12 protein-coding genes and 1 tRNA gene are annotated in these 15,962 nt (G+C 37.3%); 7 read left to right on the forward strand and 6 right to left on the reverse strand.

What is annotated here, in order from left to right; translation table 11 throughout:
• Positions 1 to 7: 7 nt before the first annotated feature.
• The 5 genes from J4051_RS01395 to J4051_RS01415 all read left to right on the forward strand — a co-directional run bounded on the left by J4051_RS01395 (position 8) and on the right by J4051_RS01415 (position 6,814).
• The gene (locus J4051_RS01395; RefSeq protein WP_208231830.1) at positions 8 to 598 is read left to right on the forward strand and encodes a uracil-DNA glycosylase family protein; all 591 of its coding nucleotides are present in this window, start codon (positions 8 to 10) and stop codon (positions 596 to 598) included.
• An 868-nt stretch (positions 599 to 1,466) separates the two neighbouring features.
• Entirely contained in the window at positions 1,467 to 2,885 is a 1,419-nt protein-coding gene (aspA, locus tag J4051_RS01400) for an aspartate ammonia-lyase (RefSeq protein ID WP_236027145.1), read from the forward strand.
• Between the two features lie 255 nt (positions 2,886 to 3,140).
• A complete protein-coding gene (locus tag J4051_RS01405; RefSeq protein WP_208231832.1) occupies positions 3,141 to 3,563 on the forward strand; it encodes an OsmC family protein in 423 nt (140 codons plus the stop codon).
• 76 nt (positions 3,564 to 3,639) lie between these two features.
• The gene (gene recJ, locus J4051_RS01410; RefSeq protein WP_208231967.1) at positions 3,640 to 5,331 is read left to right on the forward strand and encodes a single-stranded-DNA-specific exonuclease RecJ; all 1,692 of its coding nucleotides are present in this window, start codon (positions 3,640 to 3,642) and stop codon (positions 5,329 to 5,331) included.
• Between the two features lie 202 nt (positions 5,332 to 5,533).
• Positions 5,534 to 6,814 carry an MFS transporter gene (locus J4051_RS01415; RefSeq protein WP_208231834.1) on the forward strand — a complete coding sequence of 427 codons (1,281 nt, stop codon included), beginning with the start codon at positions 5,534 to 5,536 and terminating at the stop codon, positions 6,812 to 6,814.
• Here J4051_RS01415 and J4051_RS01420 read toward each other — a convergent pair.
• Together J4051_RS01420 and J4051_RS01425 are read right to left on the reverse strand one after the other, a co-directional pair.
• Positions 6,811 to 7,563, reverse strand: coding sequence for a UDP-2,3-diacylglucosamine diphosphatase (locus tag J4051_RS01420; RefSeq protein WP_208231836.1), 753 nt, complete (start codon positions 7,561 to 7,563; stop codon positions 6,811 to 6,813). The two genes, J4051_RS01415 and J4051_RS01420, sit on opposite strands and share 4 nt — an antisense overlap.
• A 450-nt stretch (positions 7,564 to 8,013) precedes the next feature.
• Positions 8,014 to 8,463 (reverse strand): 6-pyruvoyl trahydropterin synthase family protein, encoded by a 450-nt coding sequence (locus J4051_RS01425; protein WP_208231838.1) that lies wholly within the window; start codon positions 8,461 to 8,463, stop codon positions 8,014 to 8,016.
• A 118-nt stretch (positions 8,464 to 8,581) separates the two neighbouring features.
• Here J4051_RS01425 and J4051_RS01430 point away from each other — a divergent pair, with 118 nt between their 5' ends.
• Positions 8,582 to 9,223 (forward strand): 2OG-Fe(II) oxygenase, encoded by a 642-nt coding sequence (locus J4051_RS01430; RefSeq protein ID WP_208231839.1) that lies wholly within the window; start codon positions 8,582 to 8,584, stop codon positions 9,221 to 9,223.
• A gap of 302 nt (positions 9,224 to 9,525) precedes the next feature.
• Here J4051_RS01430 and J4051_RS01435 read toward each other — a convergent pair whose 3' ends face one another.
• Positions 9,526 to 10,026, reverse strand: a complete 501-nt coding sequence (locus J4051_RS01435; RefSeq protein WP_208231842.1) for a GNAT family N-acetyltransferase — start codon at positions 10,024 to 10,026, stop codon at positions 9,526 to 9,528.
• Between the two features lie 260 nt (positions 10,027 to 10,286).
• Between J4051_RS01435 and J4051_RS01440 the strand changes: the two genes are divergently transcribed.
• A tRNA-Ala gene (locus tag J4051_RS01440) sits at positions 10,287 to 10,360 on the forward strand.
• Positions 10,361 to 10,437: 77 nt separating this feature from the next.
• Here J4051_RS01440 and J4051_RS01445 read toward each other — a convergent pair.
• The 3 genes from J4051_RS01445 to kbl form a co-directional block, all read right to left on the reverse strand.
• The gene (locus J4051_RS01445; RefSeq protein WP_208231844.1) at positions 10,438 to 13,194 is read right to left on the reverse strand and encodes a PD-(D/E)XK nuclease family protein; all 2,757 of its coding nucleotides are present in this window, start codon (positions 13,192 to 13,194) and stop codon (positions 10,438 to 10,440) included.
• Between the two features lie 66 nt (positions 13,195 to 13,260).
• The gene (locus J4051_RS01450) at positions 13,261 to 14,622 is read right to left on the reverse strand and encodes an OmpA family protein (RefSeq protein ID WP_208231846.1); all 1,362 of its coding nucleotides are present in this window, start codon (positions 14,620 to 14,622) and stop codon (positions 13,261 to 13,263) included.
• 124 nt (positions 14,623 to 14,746) lie between these two features.
• Entirely contained in the window at positions 14,747 to 15,940 is a 1,194-nt protein-coding gene (gene kbl / locus J4051_RS01455) for a glycine C-acetyltransferase (RefSeq protein WP_208231848.1), read from the reverse strand.
• Between the last annotated feature and the right edge of the window lie 22 nt (positions 15,941 to 15,962).

The raw sequence follows: 15,962 nt of genomic DNA on the forward strand, positions 1-15,962 counted from the left end.
AGAATTAATGCAAGATTTACTTCACAATATAAGAAACTGCAGTCTCTGTAAAGCTCATTTACCACTCGGGCCAAGACCTGTAGTCACTGCACACCAAGATTCAAAAATCGTGATTATTGGTCAGGCCCCGGGAACGAAAGTACATGCCTCTGGAATCCCTTGGGATGATGCCAGTGGCAAACAATTGCGAAAATGGTTGGGCGTGACCGTGGAAGAGTTTTATGATGAGAAAAATTTTGCCATTATACCGATGGGATTTTGTTATCCTGGGAGAGGTAAAGGTGGCGATTTACCACCGCGACCAGAATGTGCACCACAATGGCACGATCAACTCATGGAATTTATGCCAAATGTTGAATTGGTACTTTTAATAGGCATGTATGCTCAAAAATACTATTTGAAGAAACAGGCCAAGAAAACCCTAACGGAAACTGTTGCCGATTGTCAAGATTATTTGCCTAAATATTTTCCCTTGCCACATCCATCGCCCCGCAATCGGTTTTGGTTGACGCGGAATCCGTGGTTTGATAAGGAGGTTGTGCCAATATTAAATCAGGAAATTAAAAAAGTTTTAAAATCCACCCGATCCAGCAAATAGATCAAGATGAATTATGCAATTAAATTCATTTCACTTTTTTATATAATTATTTGAGAATAAACTAAAAAACCTCTTGACCGGAATCTTGTTGAAGAAATGAGCTAATGAATCAATTTTATCGTTTGGAATATCCTTTAATACAAATACCATAGCTAGTACCCATATTAGAAAAAGTATAAAGCAAACACCTAATATAAGCACAATTGCTACGGATGCTATTTCCAGTATTTCTAAATATTTAAAGCTAATATAAAGTGACCGATCGTATTGATTTAAGACATGAAAATCATGACATAACTTTGGGCAATTTTATTAGATATAACAATAATAGAGAACTTAATTTTATCAATGTCTCATTATAGGTAATGTTGAAATTTCAAGAAATTTAAGTACCAGATAATTTCTTGAAATCCAGGTTAGACTAATCAACTTAACTCAGATAAATACTATTTTTGGACGCTATAAATTCTGAATTTATCTCTCTTTAAACCTGATTTTAAGGCCTTCATTTCATTATCACTAAATCTTCACATATAAAACACGATGAAATTGTCAAATACATATAATAGGCCCCTTCATTTTTTAAATTAACAGTTTGAATATTGATAAATGAGGATTGCTAAATTTCACCATAATTGGCGTTTTTTCCTTTTTTAAATAGGCATTGCGTATTGCGCTTAATTCATTAGATTTAGCGCTTTATTTGTTTTTCGTCATTATTAATTTGAATGGAAATACAAATGTAATAATTTGATATTCAATTTGTTAATCATATAATTAAGTTTGTATATGATTGATTTGCAATGATTTAAGTCTTATTGCAATTTTAATTGAAAATTGTATTAAATAAATGATAACACAGAATATAATGAAAACCAGAATAGAAGAAGATTTACTTGGTGAATTAGAAATTGATGATGATGTTTATTATGGAATTCATACCCAGCGCGCCATCAATAATTTTAAGATTTCAAAATCTAAAATTCTTGACTATCCTTTATTTATAAAAGGGTTGATTGTGACTAAAAAAGCCTGTGCCTATGCAAATAAGGAGATTGGAACTATATCTTCAGAAAGAGCTGATATGATTATTGAGGCCTGTGATGAAATATTGGCCAATTTAGATACCTACGTAAAATATTTTCCGTCCGATATATTTCAAGGCGGTGCTGGCACTTCGGTCAATATGAATGCAAATGAAGTCATTGCTAACGTGGCTCTGGTAATGAATGGCCATGAGAAAGGCCGTTATGATATTTTACATCCAAATGATCATGTCAACAAATCACAATCTACCAATTGTGCCTACCCTACAAGTCTAAGAGTTGCGATGTACTACTATATGAACCATCTTTTGGAAAAAATCAATCTTCTTACGACACGTTTGGACATCAAAGGAGCGGAGTTCAAGAAGGTATTAAAAATGGGTAGGACTCAATTACAGGATGCTGTTCCAATGTCTTTAGGTGATGAGTTTTCGGCATGGGCCGCAAATTTAAAAGAGGAAACCAAAATGCTAAAAATCTGTAGAGACATCATTCTGCCGGTGAATCTAGGAGGGACTGCTATCGGTACACGTGTAAACGCTCCAAATGGTTTTTCTAAACTTTCAGTTGGCTATTTGGCAAAATTCACCAAAGCAAGTTTTGTTGAGGCCGAAGATTTAATCGAAGCCTCTTTTGATTGTGGTGATTATGTTATGATTTCAGGAGGCTTAAAAAGAACCGCGGTGAAGCTGTCCAAAATATGCAATGACTTGAGATTATTGTCTTCAGGTCCTCGTTGCGGTTTTCAGGAAATTAATCTACCAGAAATGCAGGCTGGGTCATCAATTATGCCGGCCAAAATCAATCCGGTTATTCCCGAGGTGGTCAATCAGGTGTGTTTTAAAGTCATCGGAAATGATGTGACGATTTCATTTGCCGCAGAAGCAGGTCAATTGCAATTAAACGTGATGGAACCGGTTATTGCACAGTGTGTTTTTGAATCGATAGAATTGCTCTCCAATGCCTGTGTTTCGCTTGCTGATAAATGTATTTCGGGAATCACGGCAAACGAAGCCCATACAAAGGAAATGGTCTATAATTCAGTGGGGCTGATCACATTTTTGTGCCCATATATTGGGCATCACATGGGTGATTTGATTGGTAAGGAGGCCATTGCAACGGGAAAAACCATACGCAAGATCGTTCTTGAAAAAGAGCTGCTGACTGAACAGGAATTGGACCTTATCCTCAGTCCTGTAAACTTAATGCACCCTGAGTACACTGCATTGGCTCAGAAATAATTTGGGATGACATATTTTGAAAGTTGCGCTGCTCTAATCTGATTTTAAATCATTGGTTTTTCTATTGGGATAGCGTCTCACTTCATTTTCAAAATCGACTTGGTCGACATACACAAATTATCCAATTCCCATATTCTATATATTGCTCTATTCAGGAAGGATAATCTTGATATTTAATGGTATTTTTGGATGAACGAATATAACCTTGGAGGTATATCTCATTTTTGAATACTTCCTAATTTAAAATTGATCAAAATGGAAGATAAAGTCATCACGCATTGGAAGGGAAACTCGCAATTTGAATCCGATAACCCCAGCGGAAAAACCTTATTAATGGATACTTCAGCAGAACATGGCGGCTATAATTCGGGACTGCGTCCTAAGGCCATGATGCTTGCGTCACTTGCGGGCTGTTCAGGTCTCGATGTGGTGTCGGTCCTCAACAAGATGAAAGTCACTGTGTCTGATTTTAGGATGGATACCTACGGCGAATTGACCGAAGAACATCCTAAATATTACCATACAGTGTCTGTGGAATACCATTTTTATGGAAAAGACCTGGATGAAGGTAAAATCAAAAAAGCGGTGGATTTATCCATAGAAAAATATTGTGGCGTCATGGAAATGTTTAGAAAATTTGCCAAAGTGAATACTTCGATCCATTATCATAATAAATAGTTTTGAACAAAGACCTGTCAGGTCTGAGATCAATTAAAACTTGAAACATTTTAAACCTGAAACCAGAAACGAAAAAATGCGTTGGACCTTAAAACCAAAGCCAGAGCTATTCAAAATAAAGCAGTTATCTGAAGCGCTTCAGGTGGAGCATTCTATTGCTTCGTTGTTGCTTCAGCGGGGCATTGAGACTTACGAAGACGCCAAACAGTTTTTTAGGCCAAGTCTTGATGAGCTGCATGATCCTTTTTTAATGAAGGATATGGATAAAGCGGTAGAGCGGATTGAAAAAGCAATCGGTGAAGGCGAAAACATTTTGGTGTTTGGCGATTATGATGTAGATGGCACCACGGCAGTGGCCTTGATGTCGTCCTACCTAAAAAACAGAACCGATTCGGTTGCCACATATATTCCTGATCGTTACGATGAAGGTTATGGCGTTTCCATAAAAGGCATAGACTTTGCCCATGACAATGATTTTTCTCTAATAATTGCTCTCGATTGTGGTATAAAAGCAATTGATAAGGTGGCTTATGCGAAAGAAAAAGGCATTGATTTTATTATTTGCGACCATCACCGACCTGGCGCTGAACTTCCAGATGCCGTGGCCATTTTAGATCCGAAACGTGAGGATTGTACCTATCCTTATGACGAATTATGCGGTTGTGGTGTGGGTTTTAAATTGGTTCAAGCATTAGCTTCCAGAGAAGGTAAATCCATTGAAGAATTAACCGAATATCTCGATTTAGTGGCTACGGCTATTGGGGCTGATATTGTTCCTATTACTGGTGAAAACAGAACCTTGGCGTATTTTGGATTGCAGGTAATTAATGGAAATCCGCGCGCAGGCATTAATGCGATTATCGAACAAACCAAGAAAACAGAATTGACCATTACCGACGTGGTTTTCATCATAGCGCCGCGGATTAATGCGGCAGGCCGTATGAAACATGGCAATCACGCCGTAACATTGTTAACGGAAGAAGACGAAGTGCTTGCGCAAACCTATGCCCAAGAAATAGAGCAGTTCAACACCGATAGAAAAGAAGCCGATCAGCGAATCACCCAAGAAGCTTTGCTACAAATTGAAGAATTTAAAGAGCAAGAGCGCATTACTTCAGTAGTTTATCATGACTCGTGGCATAAAGGCGTTATTGGTATTGTGGCGTCGCGCTTGATTGAAACGTATTACAGACCAACCTTGGTGTTTACCAGAAGTGGCGATCGGTTGGCGGCCTCGGCCCGCTCTGTATCTGGATTTGACGTGTACAATGCCTTGGAGGCATGTAGTGTCCACATTGAACAATTTGGAGGTCATAAGTATGCGGCAGGTTTAACGCTCAAAGAAGAAAATTATGAAGCTTTTAAACAGGCCTTTGAAGATGAGGTTTCAAAAACGATAGACAGGTCTTTATTGACTCCAGAAATCCGAGTGGATACTCAAATTGATTTCCAAGATATTACACCCAAATTTTACCGGATTCTGAAACAGTTCGCTCCTTTTGGACCAGGTAATATGGCGCCTGTTTTTATGACTGAAAACTTACAGGATACAGGCTATGGAAAATGTGTTGGTGGTGACGACAAACATTTAAGAATTACCGCCAGACAAGGAAACTCACAGAATATAGTGGGTATCGGTTTTAACTTGGGTGATAAATATGATTTGATTACTGATAGGAAACCTTTTAAAGCCGTGTATTCTATTGATGAAAACCATTGGCAAGGCAATGTAAGTTTGCAATTGAAATTAAGAGATATTAAAGCATAATTAGCGAACAATTTTTTTGTTCGACCGGCAAGGGGTTCAAAACCTTGTAGGTCTGATTTCAAAAATCTGTAATTAGGAATCACTACTATTCCAAAATTTTACGAAAAACTATAATAAGAACCGTTCTTGTTTTACATTTGCATTCAAATTAAATCACCTTTTCGGGATCGAAAATCCGCAGGCCCAGAAAGATCCGATCTCTATGCAACAAAAGCCAATCAAAAAAGATCCTTACGCCGCACTTCGGATAAAAGAATTCAATATTTTTTTAATGGTACGCTTTGCACTGGTTTTTGCATGGTCCATGCAGTTTATCATCATTGAATGGGAAGTGTATTCTATAACTAAAGACCCATGGTCTCTTGGTTTAATTGGTTTGATGGAAATTATTCCAGCTGTAGGAATTGCTCTTTTTGCTGGACATATCGTTGATCAAAAGGAAAAAAGAGGACTTCTTATCAAATGTATTTTAGGGTTTTCAACCATCAGTTTCGGATTGTTTTTATTGACCTGGCCAAGGATTGTGGGAGATTGGTCAACTAATGAAATCCTTTATAGTGTCTACTTCTTGGTGTTTTGCGGCGGATTGGTCAGGGCTTTTATAGGTCCGACGATATTTTCGTTGATTGCATTGATCGTTCCTAAAAAATTATACCCAAACGCCGCAACCTGGAGCAGTTCTACATGGCAAGTGGCCTCAGTTCTTGGACCCGCACTGGCAGGTTTTAGTATCAGTTGGATTGGTGTACATTGGTCGATGTGTTTGATTATGGCCTTTGCACTATTGGCACTTATCAACTTACTTCGTATTTCAAAGAAGCCAATCTTAAATCCAAAAATCGGGGAACCGATTATGGACAGTCTTAAAGAAGGCGTAAGATTTGTATTCAAAACTAAAGCGATATTGGGTGCTTTGACCTTGGACATGGTTGCCGTGCTTTTTGGAGGCGCTGTAGCTTTATTGCCCATATTTGCTCAGGATATTCTGAAAGTTGGACCAGAAGGCTTTGGTGTGTTAAGGGCGGCTCCGGCAGTGGGTGCGTTTTTAACCATGTTGATCACAGCCTATATACCAATCAGTAAAAATGCAGGAATGAAATTGTTAGCGGCCATATTCGGTTTTGGGGTGAGTATTATTGTATTTGGTCTGTCTTCGATATTTTGGATATCAGTCGCAGCACTGTTCTTCAGTGGAGTTACGGATGGCGTATCGATGGTAATTCGTCAGACTATTTTACAATTGAAAACACCAGATCATATGCGTGGACGTGTGGCCTCTGTAAATTCTATGTTTGTTGGGTCTTCGAATGAACTTGGGGCTTTTGAAAGTGGATTGACAGCAAAGCTTATGGGAACCGTGACCGCCGTTGTTTTTGGAGGCACAATGACAATATTGACGGTGGTGACCACAGGAATTGTCTCTCCATCGTTTAGAAAATTGGATTTACGTAAGGATATAGAAGCGCATGGAAAGGAGGTTTAATACGTCTTCAATTCCATTTTATCACCATCAAAAACGCCATAAGTATAAAATTGGATCCAATCACCAAGATTGATATAGGAAGAGGAATCAGTTAATTTAACTTCCATGGGAAGATGTCTATGACCGAATATAAAATAGTCGCGATGCTTTTCCTCTAATTTTCGCTTGGAATATTGCACCAACCATTCTTTGTCCTCACCTAAAAATTTGGCGTCGTCATCACCAGATATCAATTTGTTTTTAACGGACATATATTGGGCAAGTTTTACCCCTAAATCAGGATGCAGCCATCTGAAACACCATTTAAAAAACGGATTTGTGAACACTTTTTTCATGCGTTTGTAGCCTTTGTCATGAGGACCCAAACCATCACCATGCCCGATAAAGAAGGTTTTATCGTTAAAGACAAATTCCTTTGGCTTATGAAAAACTTCAATATTGAGTTCTTCCTCAAAATACCCGTGCATCCATAAATCATGATTGCCAACAAAATAGTAAATGGGAATCCCAGAGTCGCTTATCTCAGCAAGTTTACCTAAAGTTCTTGTGAATCCTTTTGGAACAACAGTTTTGTATTCAAACCAAAAATCAAACAGATCTCCCAGCAAAAAAATCGCCGCGGCATCGTGTTTGATCTCATCTAACCAAGCCACAAACTTCTTTTCTCGTGGAAACGATTCTTCTTTTGTAGGAGCTCCTAAATGGTTATCAGAAGCAAAATATACTTTTTTCCCTTTTGGAATATTCATTAATCAGCTATTTAAATTCCTGCGCCTGCCTGTCGACAGATAGTAAGTCAGGAAACCTTTAGGTTCAACGACGTTAATCTCATGATTTAAAGACGGGTCTGGTTGATACCTATCTACTAAAAAAATTATTGTTCTCAAATAAAGTTAAAACTATGTGCTTAAGTGCATCCAGGTTTAGCTTCTAAAATTTTTGACACGAATTTCACAGATTTTCACGGATTCCTTCCTGAAATTTGTGAGAAAATATTTCGCCATCTATTTCACGAATGCAACAGACTTTCAGTCTGTTTTAAAAACCCCCCGCCAGAACATTTGTCGGGGTGGTATGGCACTTTTGTCTATAGTGGTTTAGTTTCTTTGAAACAGAAATCATGTCCTCAGAATAACAAAGTGCCCGACAACTTCCTACTGGAGACTGCCAACTGAATACTGCCCACTGAAGACTGATCACTAATTATCATTCGCATACCATTCCGCAAAACTGGTGTCAGTTTCCTGAAGTTTTAAGGAATGAAGTTGAATGGTCTCTGGTAAATGTTTTATAATTTTTTGGGCAAAATCAATCACCATCATTTCACTGGTAGGTTGATAATCCACCAAAAGTACACTGTGACCCCTATCTTTTAACTCTTTTGCCAACTCCACATGTGGTGTGTTTTTATTGAACACAGTAGCGTGGTCAAAGACATCAACGATTTCGTCTTTCACGATTTTTTTCAAATCTGAAAAATCAATCACCATCCCAAACTTAACATTTTCAGAATTACGGATTGGCGTTCCAATAACTGTAACTGACAATTTATAACTGTGTCCATGGACATTTTTGCACTTGCCATCATAGCCATAAAGGGCGTGACCAGTTTCAAATGAAAATTGTTTTGTAATTCGAATTTTGCTCATATAGCATCAATTTACCGCAAAGATATTCAAATTGTAAAAAGGAATCCCTTTTTAGATTACATTTGGCTGATTATTGCTTATATTCAATTGTACCTCACGCTTTTAATTCCTGTATTTGATGAATCCTATCTTTCAAGACATTGCTTTTGTTGAGAATCCTTTATACGAGAGGATTATTGATGATATCGTTTCTCAAAAATATGCCATTGTTGAAGACTTTTTTAGCGACGATGAGGTGCAAGTGCTTAGACAATCACTAATTGATAAGCATAAGGAAGATGCCTTTAAAAAGGCTGCAATTGGTAATAGGGTTAATGAAATAATTGTAAAAACTATTAGAGGTGATATTATATTATGGATTGATGAATCCCATTCAAATACCGCTGAGGGACTATTCTTTGATAAAATCAACAATCTGGTCAGCTATCTCAACAGAACCTGTTTTTTAGGAATTCTTTACAAAGAGTTTCATTATGCCTTATATCCGACGGGCACTTTCTATAAACGACATATTGACACCTTTCAGAATGATGATAGACGAAAGCTGTCGTTTGTGTGTTATTTGAATGAATCGGGTTGGTTACCAGAAAATGGCGGCGAGTTGGTATTGTATTTAGACGATAATGGCAAGGAGATGGAAAAGATTATCTATCCTTTTCCAGGTCGTGTGGTTATTTTTGAAAGTCAGATCATTGAGCACGAGGTCAGACCCGTCAAGACCGAAAGACTGAGCATTACAGGTTGGTTGAAAACCCGATAGGTTACTTGTTTTTTCTTCGGTTGTACACATAAATGACAACCAATACAATTGCTAATATTAAAAACAGGCCGTTGCCACTTAAAAATTCGAGAGTTTCCATAGTTGTATTTTGAAATATATGCGGCCAAAGTTAAACGTTTTGTTTGGTTGGCAAGAAGAGTTGTCAAAATTTTATGATCAATGGAAGACCTCTCGAAATCATCCATAATATAAGGTGATAGGTAAAGCATAAAACTAATCATTGGGATCACTTTTAGTTCAGAAAGTAACTCTACTGATATCTCTAAAACTGATTATGGAATTCATAAGCGGCGCTCATAACAGTAAAACGGATGTTCGCTTTGCTTAGGAAAATAGATGGAGCCTAAACGCGTGTAATCACGACGTTCGTAAAAGGTTTGGTTTCTATGGTTTTGAGAAAAGGTATCTAGTCTGATGGAGTCGTAACCATTGTCAAGCCCAAATTTTTCGGCAAAATCCATTAGTTTTTGAGCAAAACCACGTCCTTGAAATTCGGGATGTACTGCCAATCGGTGTATATATAGATTTTTATCATTAGGGGTCAGCCATTTGATAGCTTGGTATTCTTCGTCCATAAAAGAAGAAATCACAATCGTTCCAACTATTTGATGGTCATGGATCAATACATAAAGTTCATCCCTTTCGATATCTTTCTCAAAGGCTGCGGCATTTGGATAATGCTCGTTCCATTGGAAGATGCCTTTGCTTATCATAAACTTAGCACAGGCTTTAGTCAATATTAAAATTGATTCAATATCTGACGAAGTTGCTTTCCTGATCATTTTAATTTTTTTTGATAAAATTAGTGTTTAAAGTAGATCTAATAAGTATAAAGGTTCCCATAGAATTGTTAAAAATATAGAAGGTTATTTACAATGTGTAGATGATTTTGAGTGGATTGGGGAATAATACTATCTTGATGATAATTTAGTAGAGGAAAAGAAGCTAAAAAAGAAAAAAATATTTTAAGTTTGCGGCTTAGTCAAAGAAGACGAAACATATTTTAAACTTCCGTAGGAAGGAAGTGGCGTAAAAATAATTTGGGGATGTAGCTCAGTTGGCTAGAGCGCTTGGCTGGCAGTCAAGAGGTCGTCGGTTCGAACCCGTCCTTCTCCACAGAAAAAAGCAATGCGAAAGCGTTGCTTTTTTTGTTACCATACTTTTTAAAAATAACACTTTTTCTAAAGCTCTTATTAACTCACGTCTTTTTCGGTAAAATCGATTTCAGGATTGCAAATTTCTATAATCAGTTTTTTAAGTTCTTCATAAAAATCGTCCAAGGTTTCTTTTGTGATGCTCTGGTCTTTATCTCTACTTCTTGACGATGGCTTTTTTCCAAACTTCAAAAAATAATCGCCTTGAAGATTCTTAAAAGAAATTACACCTGCTTCAATGGGCTGAGATATGCGCTCTGTTCCATTAAGCATATAGGCATAGGCCAAAACTTGAAAACTTTTGCTATACTTATTATAATCTAAGGTGATGTCTTCCCAATCTATAATTTCTACTTGTCCTTGGTTAACTTTTCCTGTTTTGTAATCAATTATTCTGAGTGTACCGTCAAACTCATCAATTCTGTCCACAGTACCTTTTAAACGAACATTAAAATCCAATTCAGGGATGTCCAATGGAATGTCCAATTCGGTTTCCAGATCGATAATCTTAATCTGATGTCCAGCTTTCAAAGTTTCGATTTCTTTATTAATGAAATTTGAGATATAACGTTTGGCAACCTCTAGAATAATGAGATTCTTGCCTTTAGTCATATCACCCTCCCTATAAAACTCCTTAAAGTGTTGTGTGACACTAGCGCTTATTAGCGTTTTCATTCTCTTTAAGTGTGCTTTGGTCAGTAGTTGTCCTTTATAAGGTGTATAAAAATCTTCTAAGGTTTGATGAATGACACTTCCTAGAGTATTAGCGGCTACGGTCTCTTCAACATCTTCAAAACTCTGAATTTTCAAAACTTTCTGATAATAGAAATCTAACGGGTTTCTAACGTAATTTGTCAATGACGATGGCGAGAATCCATTGCCGGCAATCTGCTGTAATCGTGTGATAACACTTTCTGTTTTTCGAATGGCTTTAGGCTGCTTTTGTGCAACTTCCACTTTCGGAACGACGATGCTATGTTTTAAATTGTGGATGTTTTCAATTTGGAGTTGTGTAATAAATCGACTTTTTTCACCACCATTTAAAACATCAGGCTCTGTATTGTAGATGATATACACATTTTTTGCACGCTGCAACAGTCTGTAAAAGTGATAAGTGTAAACCGCATCTTTTTCTTTATAGGTTGGGAGGCCGTTTTCAAGTTTCACATCAAAAGGGATGAATGAATTGGTGCTTTTTCCCGCCGGAAGAATACCTTCATTAACTGACGATATGATGACCGTTTCAAAATCCAATACGCGAGACTCTAACATCCCCATAATTTGAAGCCCCTGCAGAGGCTCACCTTTAAAATCTAAAGTTTCACTACTCAATAACTCCTTGTAGAGATAATAAAGTGTGGTACTGTTGCTAATGAGGTTGTATTTAGTATTATAGTGTTGTAACTCGTTAAATATTTGATTAAATCTATAAAGATATTCGAGTGCCAAGAGATTTTTTGATTTCTCTAAATCCAACTGTGCTTTTAGCGTTAAGATAAGTTGTGAGCAGTTTTTAAATGCTTTTTCAGAGCTATCCTGCCACGACTCGAATAGAAGGCTTACAACCTCGTGCTTTGACTCTGCAAGAGCTTTCAACTTCTCAACCGATATTGTAACAATATTGTTGCTCTGAATATAATTTATGATCTGATTGCTATAATTAGTCTCCTCAAGCGTTAATACAGACTGTATAAACGAGTGCGATAAAATAGCCACCACATCCTTATAATAGAGAGTGTTATTATGATTCTTCTGAATTTTGAATACTAAATCAAATAAAGATGCCAATGGTACCGATTTAAGTGGGAGCCCCATGGTGATGTTGATAGCTTCTACTTTTTGTGGAATGGAGTTGAGCAAAGGCATTAACAGGGTTTCATCACCTAAAACAACTGCGGTTTTTTTTAAATCGGACATAGGTAAGGTATCCAGTAATTCTCCAATATACTTTACTTGACCAATATTTTTTGGAACGGCAATAGTGTGAATGTTTTTTTCTGAGCGATAAATATCGCCGATCCACGACATCTCATTTTTTTTGAAAAACGGCCAATGTTTAAGATGTTGTCTGATAAATAGGCCTGCATCGTGTATTGGGTTATTTATAAAGGTTGCGTCAGTATCCCAATAGATACTTGCCAGTTCCTGTTGTAGTAACTCTTGGATAATGCGTTCTTCGGCCTTGTTTAAGGCATTGAAGCCGATAAAAATATGTGTTTTATCTTTGTTGGAACCTATATAAGGTTCGATGCCATTTACTGCTTCCCTATAGACTAAACCTTGATATCCTTTTTTATTTTGGATCAATGCATCTCGGAATGCTTTGTAGTAGGTTTTAAGTCGATTCCAGAATGCCAAATAATTTTTGGTATAAGGTGTTTGTTCTTCTGATAAAGACCAATGGTGGATTTCTTTAATGGATTTTAAATAATCGAAGATATGATCAGGATCTATCAGATACCGGTCTATTTCGTTAAAATCCTGAAGTAGGAGTTGGCCCCATTTTGAAAACTGATCAAAAGTCTCTTGCTGTGGTTCTGGAGTGAGCTTTTTGTATACTTGATAAAATTCAAAAAGAAGTTCTGTATTACTGGCATAACTAAGATCAGAAAGACTTTCAACAAACTCTTCAATAGATAAAATCTCGGGCGCAAATATCGTTTGTTCGACGGCATGAGAAAGAATATCCTTTAAAAAAGTACCCGCTCTCTTGCTTGGCAGAATAAAAGTGAGTTGTGAAATATCCAACCCTTTCGTTTGTATGTCGTCTATAACTTCTTTTAAAAAACTCCTCATGGTATAAAAATAAAAAACGCCCCGAATATCGGAGCGTTTTTTTTTAATATTTATAGTTTTTAAAACTTAGTTTGTAAGTTTTACTTCTACACGTCTGTTGTTAGTTCTACCAGCAGCAGTTTTGTTAGTGTCAATTGGATTAGCTTCACCAAAACCTTTTGCAGTTAAACGATCTTTGTCAATGCCGTTAGCAATTAACCAATCTTTTACCGCATTAGCTCTTCTTTCTGACAACAATTGGTTTGATCTTTCAGATCCAACACTATCAGTGTATCCTTCAAGAGCAAAAGTAGCTTCTGGGAATTCTTTGAAGATGGCGTTCATAGCCTCTAAAGTTTGTTGAGATTCTTTTTTGAATGTCGCTTTACCAGTATCAAATAAGATCGTTCTAGCATAGTCATTCAACTGTTTCATCTTTTCAGCACTTGGCTTAACCTCAGGACAACCGTGGTTTGCAACAGTACCAGGAACATCTGGACATTTATCATCTTTGTCTAACACACCGTCTCCATCTCTATCTGGCCAAGGACATCCTTTGTTAGCGGCAGGACCAGCTTCGTTAGGACACTCATCTAAATGATCTGGAACACCATCACCATCAGCATCTGGACAACCTTTCAATGATTTCAATCCAGCAACATCAGGACAGTCATCTAAATGATCTGGAACACCATCACCATCAGTATCAGGACAGCCATTAAATTCAGCTAAACCAGGAACGTCTGGACAATCGTCTTTTGAATCTTCGATGCCATCACCATCAGTATCAGGACAACCATTGAACTCTGGTAAACCAGGAACGTCTGGACAAGCATCATCCTTGTCGTAAATACCATCACCATCAGTGTCTTTTCCACCAAATTTAAGTGCTAAACCAACAGTATGTTGGAAATGTGTAGCTAAGTAATCTTCAAAAGCATGTTTGTAAGCAGATTGAACTGTTACACCAATGTTTTCAGAAAACCATAAGTTGAAACCTAAAGTTCCGTTTACAGTACCTGCTCCAATGTCATCAACCCAAGTGTAACCACCACCTACTCCTAGGTAAGGCTCAATAACTTTTGAATTAATTAGGTTAGCAAAGCTATATTTAACTGTACCATCTAAAGCATAGTAAGATAAATCATCAGCTGATGCATCACCTATTTTGCTGATTTCGTTGATAGTACCAGCTGCAGTTAAAGAAAAACCGTCTGATAAATATCTAGAAACAGAAATTGAAGATAATGAAGGTAAGACGTTGTAGTGGTCACCAAAATTGAAGTACTCATCAAAGATACCACCTTGTCCGTCTTCACCCGTTGGGTAAAAGTCAACTGCGTTTACGCCAACCCCAATTGCCCAAGGGTTGTTTGCGTCTTGTGCGTTGGCGTTGCTAAAGCTAAATAGAAGCAACATAGCGAAAAATAATCTGCTAAGATTTTTCATATTCTAATAATTTAATTTTTAAGTGTTAATTAAGAGCAAAAGTAAGTTGTTATACTTTATTAACAAAGACAAATATATAAAAATATTGAATAATTGCCTTAAAATAGGCGTGTTTGGACTTATTTTAAATAATATTCAATGTTTTTCCGACTTTAATGAAAGCGGCAATGGCTTTATCCAAATGTTCTTTCGTGTGGGCCGCTGATAATTGTACCCTAATTCGTGCCTGGTCCTTTGGTACAACTGGGAAAAAGAAGCCTATGACATAGATGTTTTCCTTAAGAAGCATTTCTGCCATTTTTTGAGATAATTTTGCGTCGTAAAGCATGACCGGAACTATTGCCGAATCACCATCTATAATATCAAAACCAGCTTTTTGCAATGCTTCTTTAAAGTATTTGGTATTTTTTGTCAGTTGATCTTTTAGTGTCGTGTCATTGGCAAGCATTTCAAACACCTTAATAGAAGCACCAACAATTGCTGGAGCAAGAGAATTTGAAAACAGATAAGGTCTTGAGCGTTGACGTAGCATTTGAATGATTTCCTTTTTTCCTGTAGTATAACCACCCATAGCGCCACCCATCGCTTTTCCTAAAGTGCCAGTAATGATATCTATTCGGTCCATAACCCCTTTTTCTTCTAAGGTGCCACGTCCTGTTTCTCCAATAAATCCAGTGGCATGACATTCGTCAATCATGACCATAGCATCATATTTATCAGCCAAATCACAAATTTTGTCCAAAGGTGCTACCAGTCCATCCATAGAAAATACGCCGTCGGTCACAATGACCTTAAAACGCGCGCCATTTTCATTAGCTGCAATAAGTTGCTTTTCGAGATCTTCCATATCGTTATTTTGATAACGATAACGTGCCGCCTTACATAAACGAACTCCATCAATAATAGATGCATGATTTAACGAGTCAGATATAATGGCATCTTCTGCGCCCAATAGTGGTTCAAATACGCCGCCATTGGCATCAAAGGCCGCCGCGTATAGGATAGTGTCTTCTGTGCCATAAAATTCAGCAATTTTTTGCTCCAATGTTTTATGGATGTCTTGAGTGCCACAAATAAATCGTACTGAAGACATACCAAAACCATGACTATCCAAAGTGTCTTTTGCAGCTTGGACTACGTCAGGATGGGAGGAAAGCCCTAAATAATTATTGGCGCAAAAGTTTAGAACAGTTTGGCCTGTATTAAGGGTAATTTCTGCGCCTTGAGGAGAAGTGATAATGCGTTCTTCTTTATAAAGCCCCGCTTCTTTAATGTCTTCAAGTTCTTTTTGTAAGTGTTGTTGTATTTTGCCGTACATAATAATTGAATTTGATGCAAAG

The sequence above is a fragment of the Gelidibacter pelagius genome, assembly GCF_017581925.1.
GTDB classification, from domain to species: Bacteria; Bacteroidota; Bacteroidia; order Flavobacteriales; family Flavobacteriaceae; genus Gelidibacter; species Gelidibacter pelagius.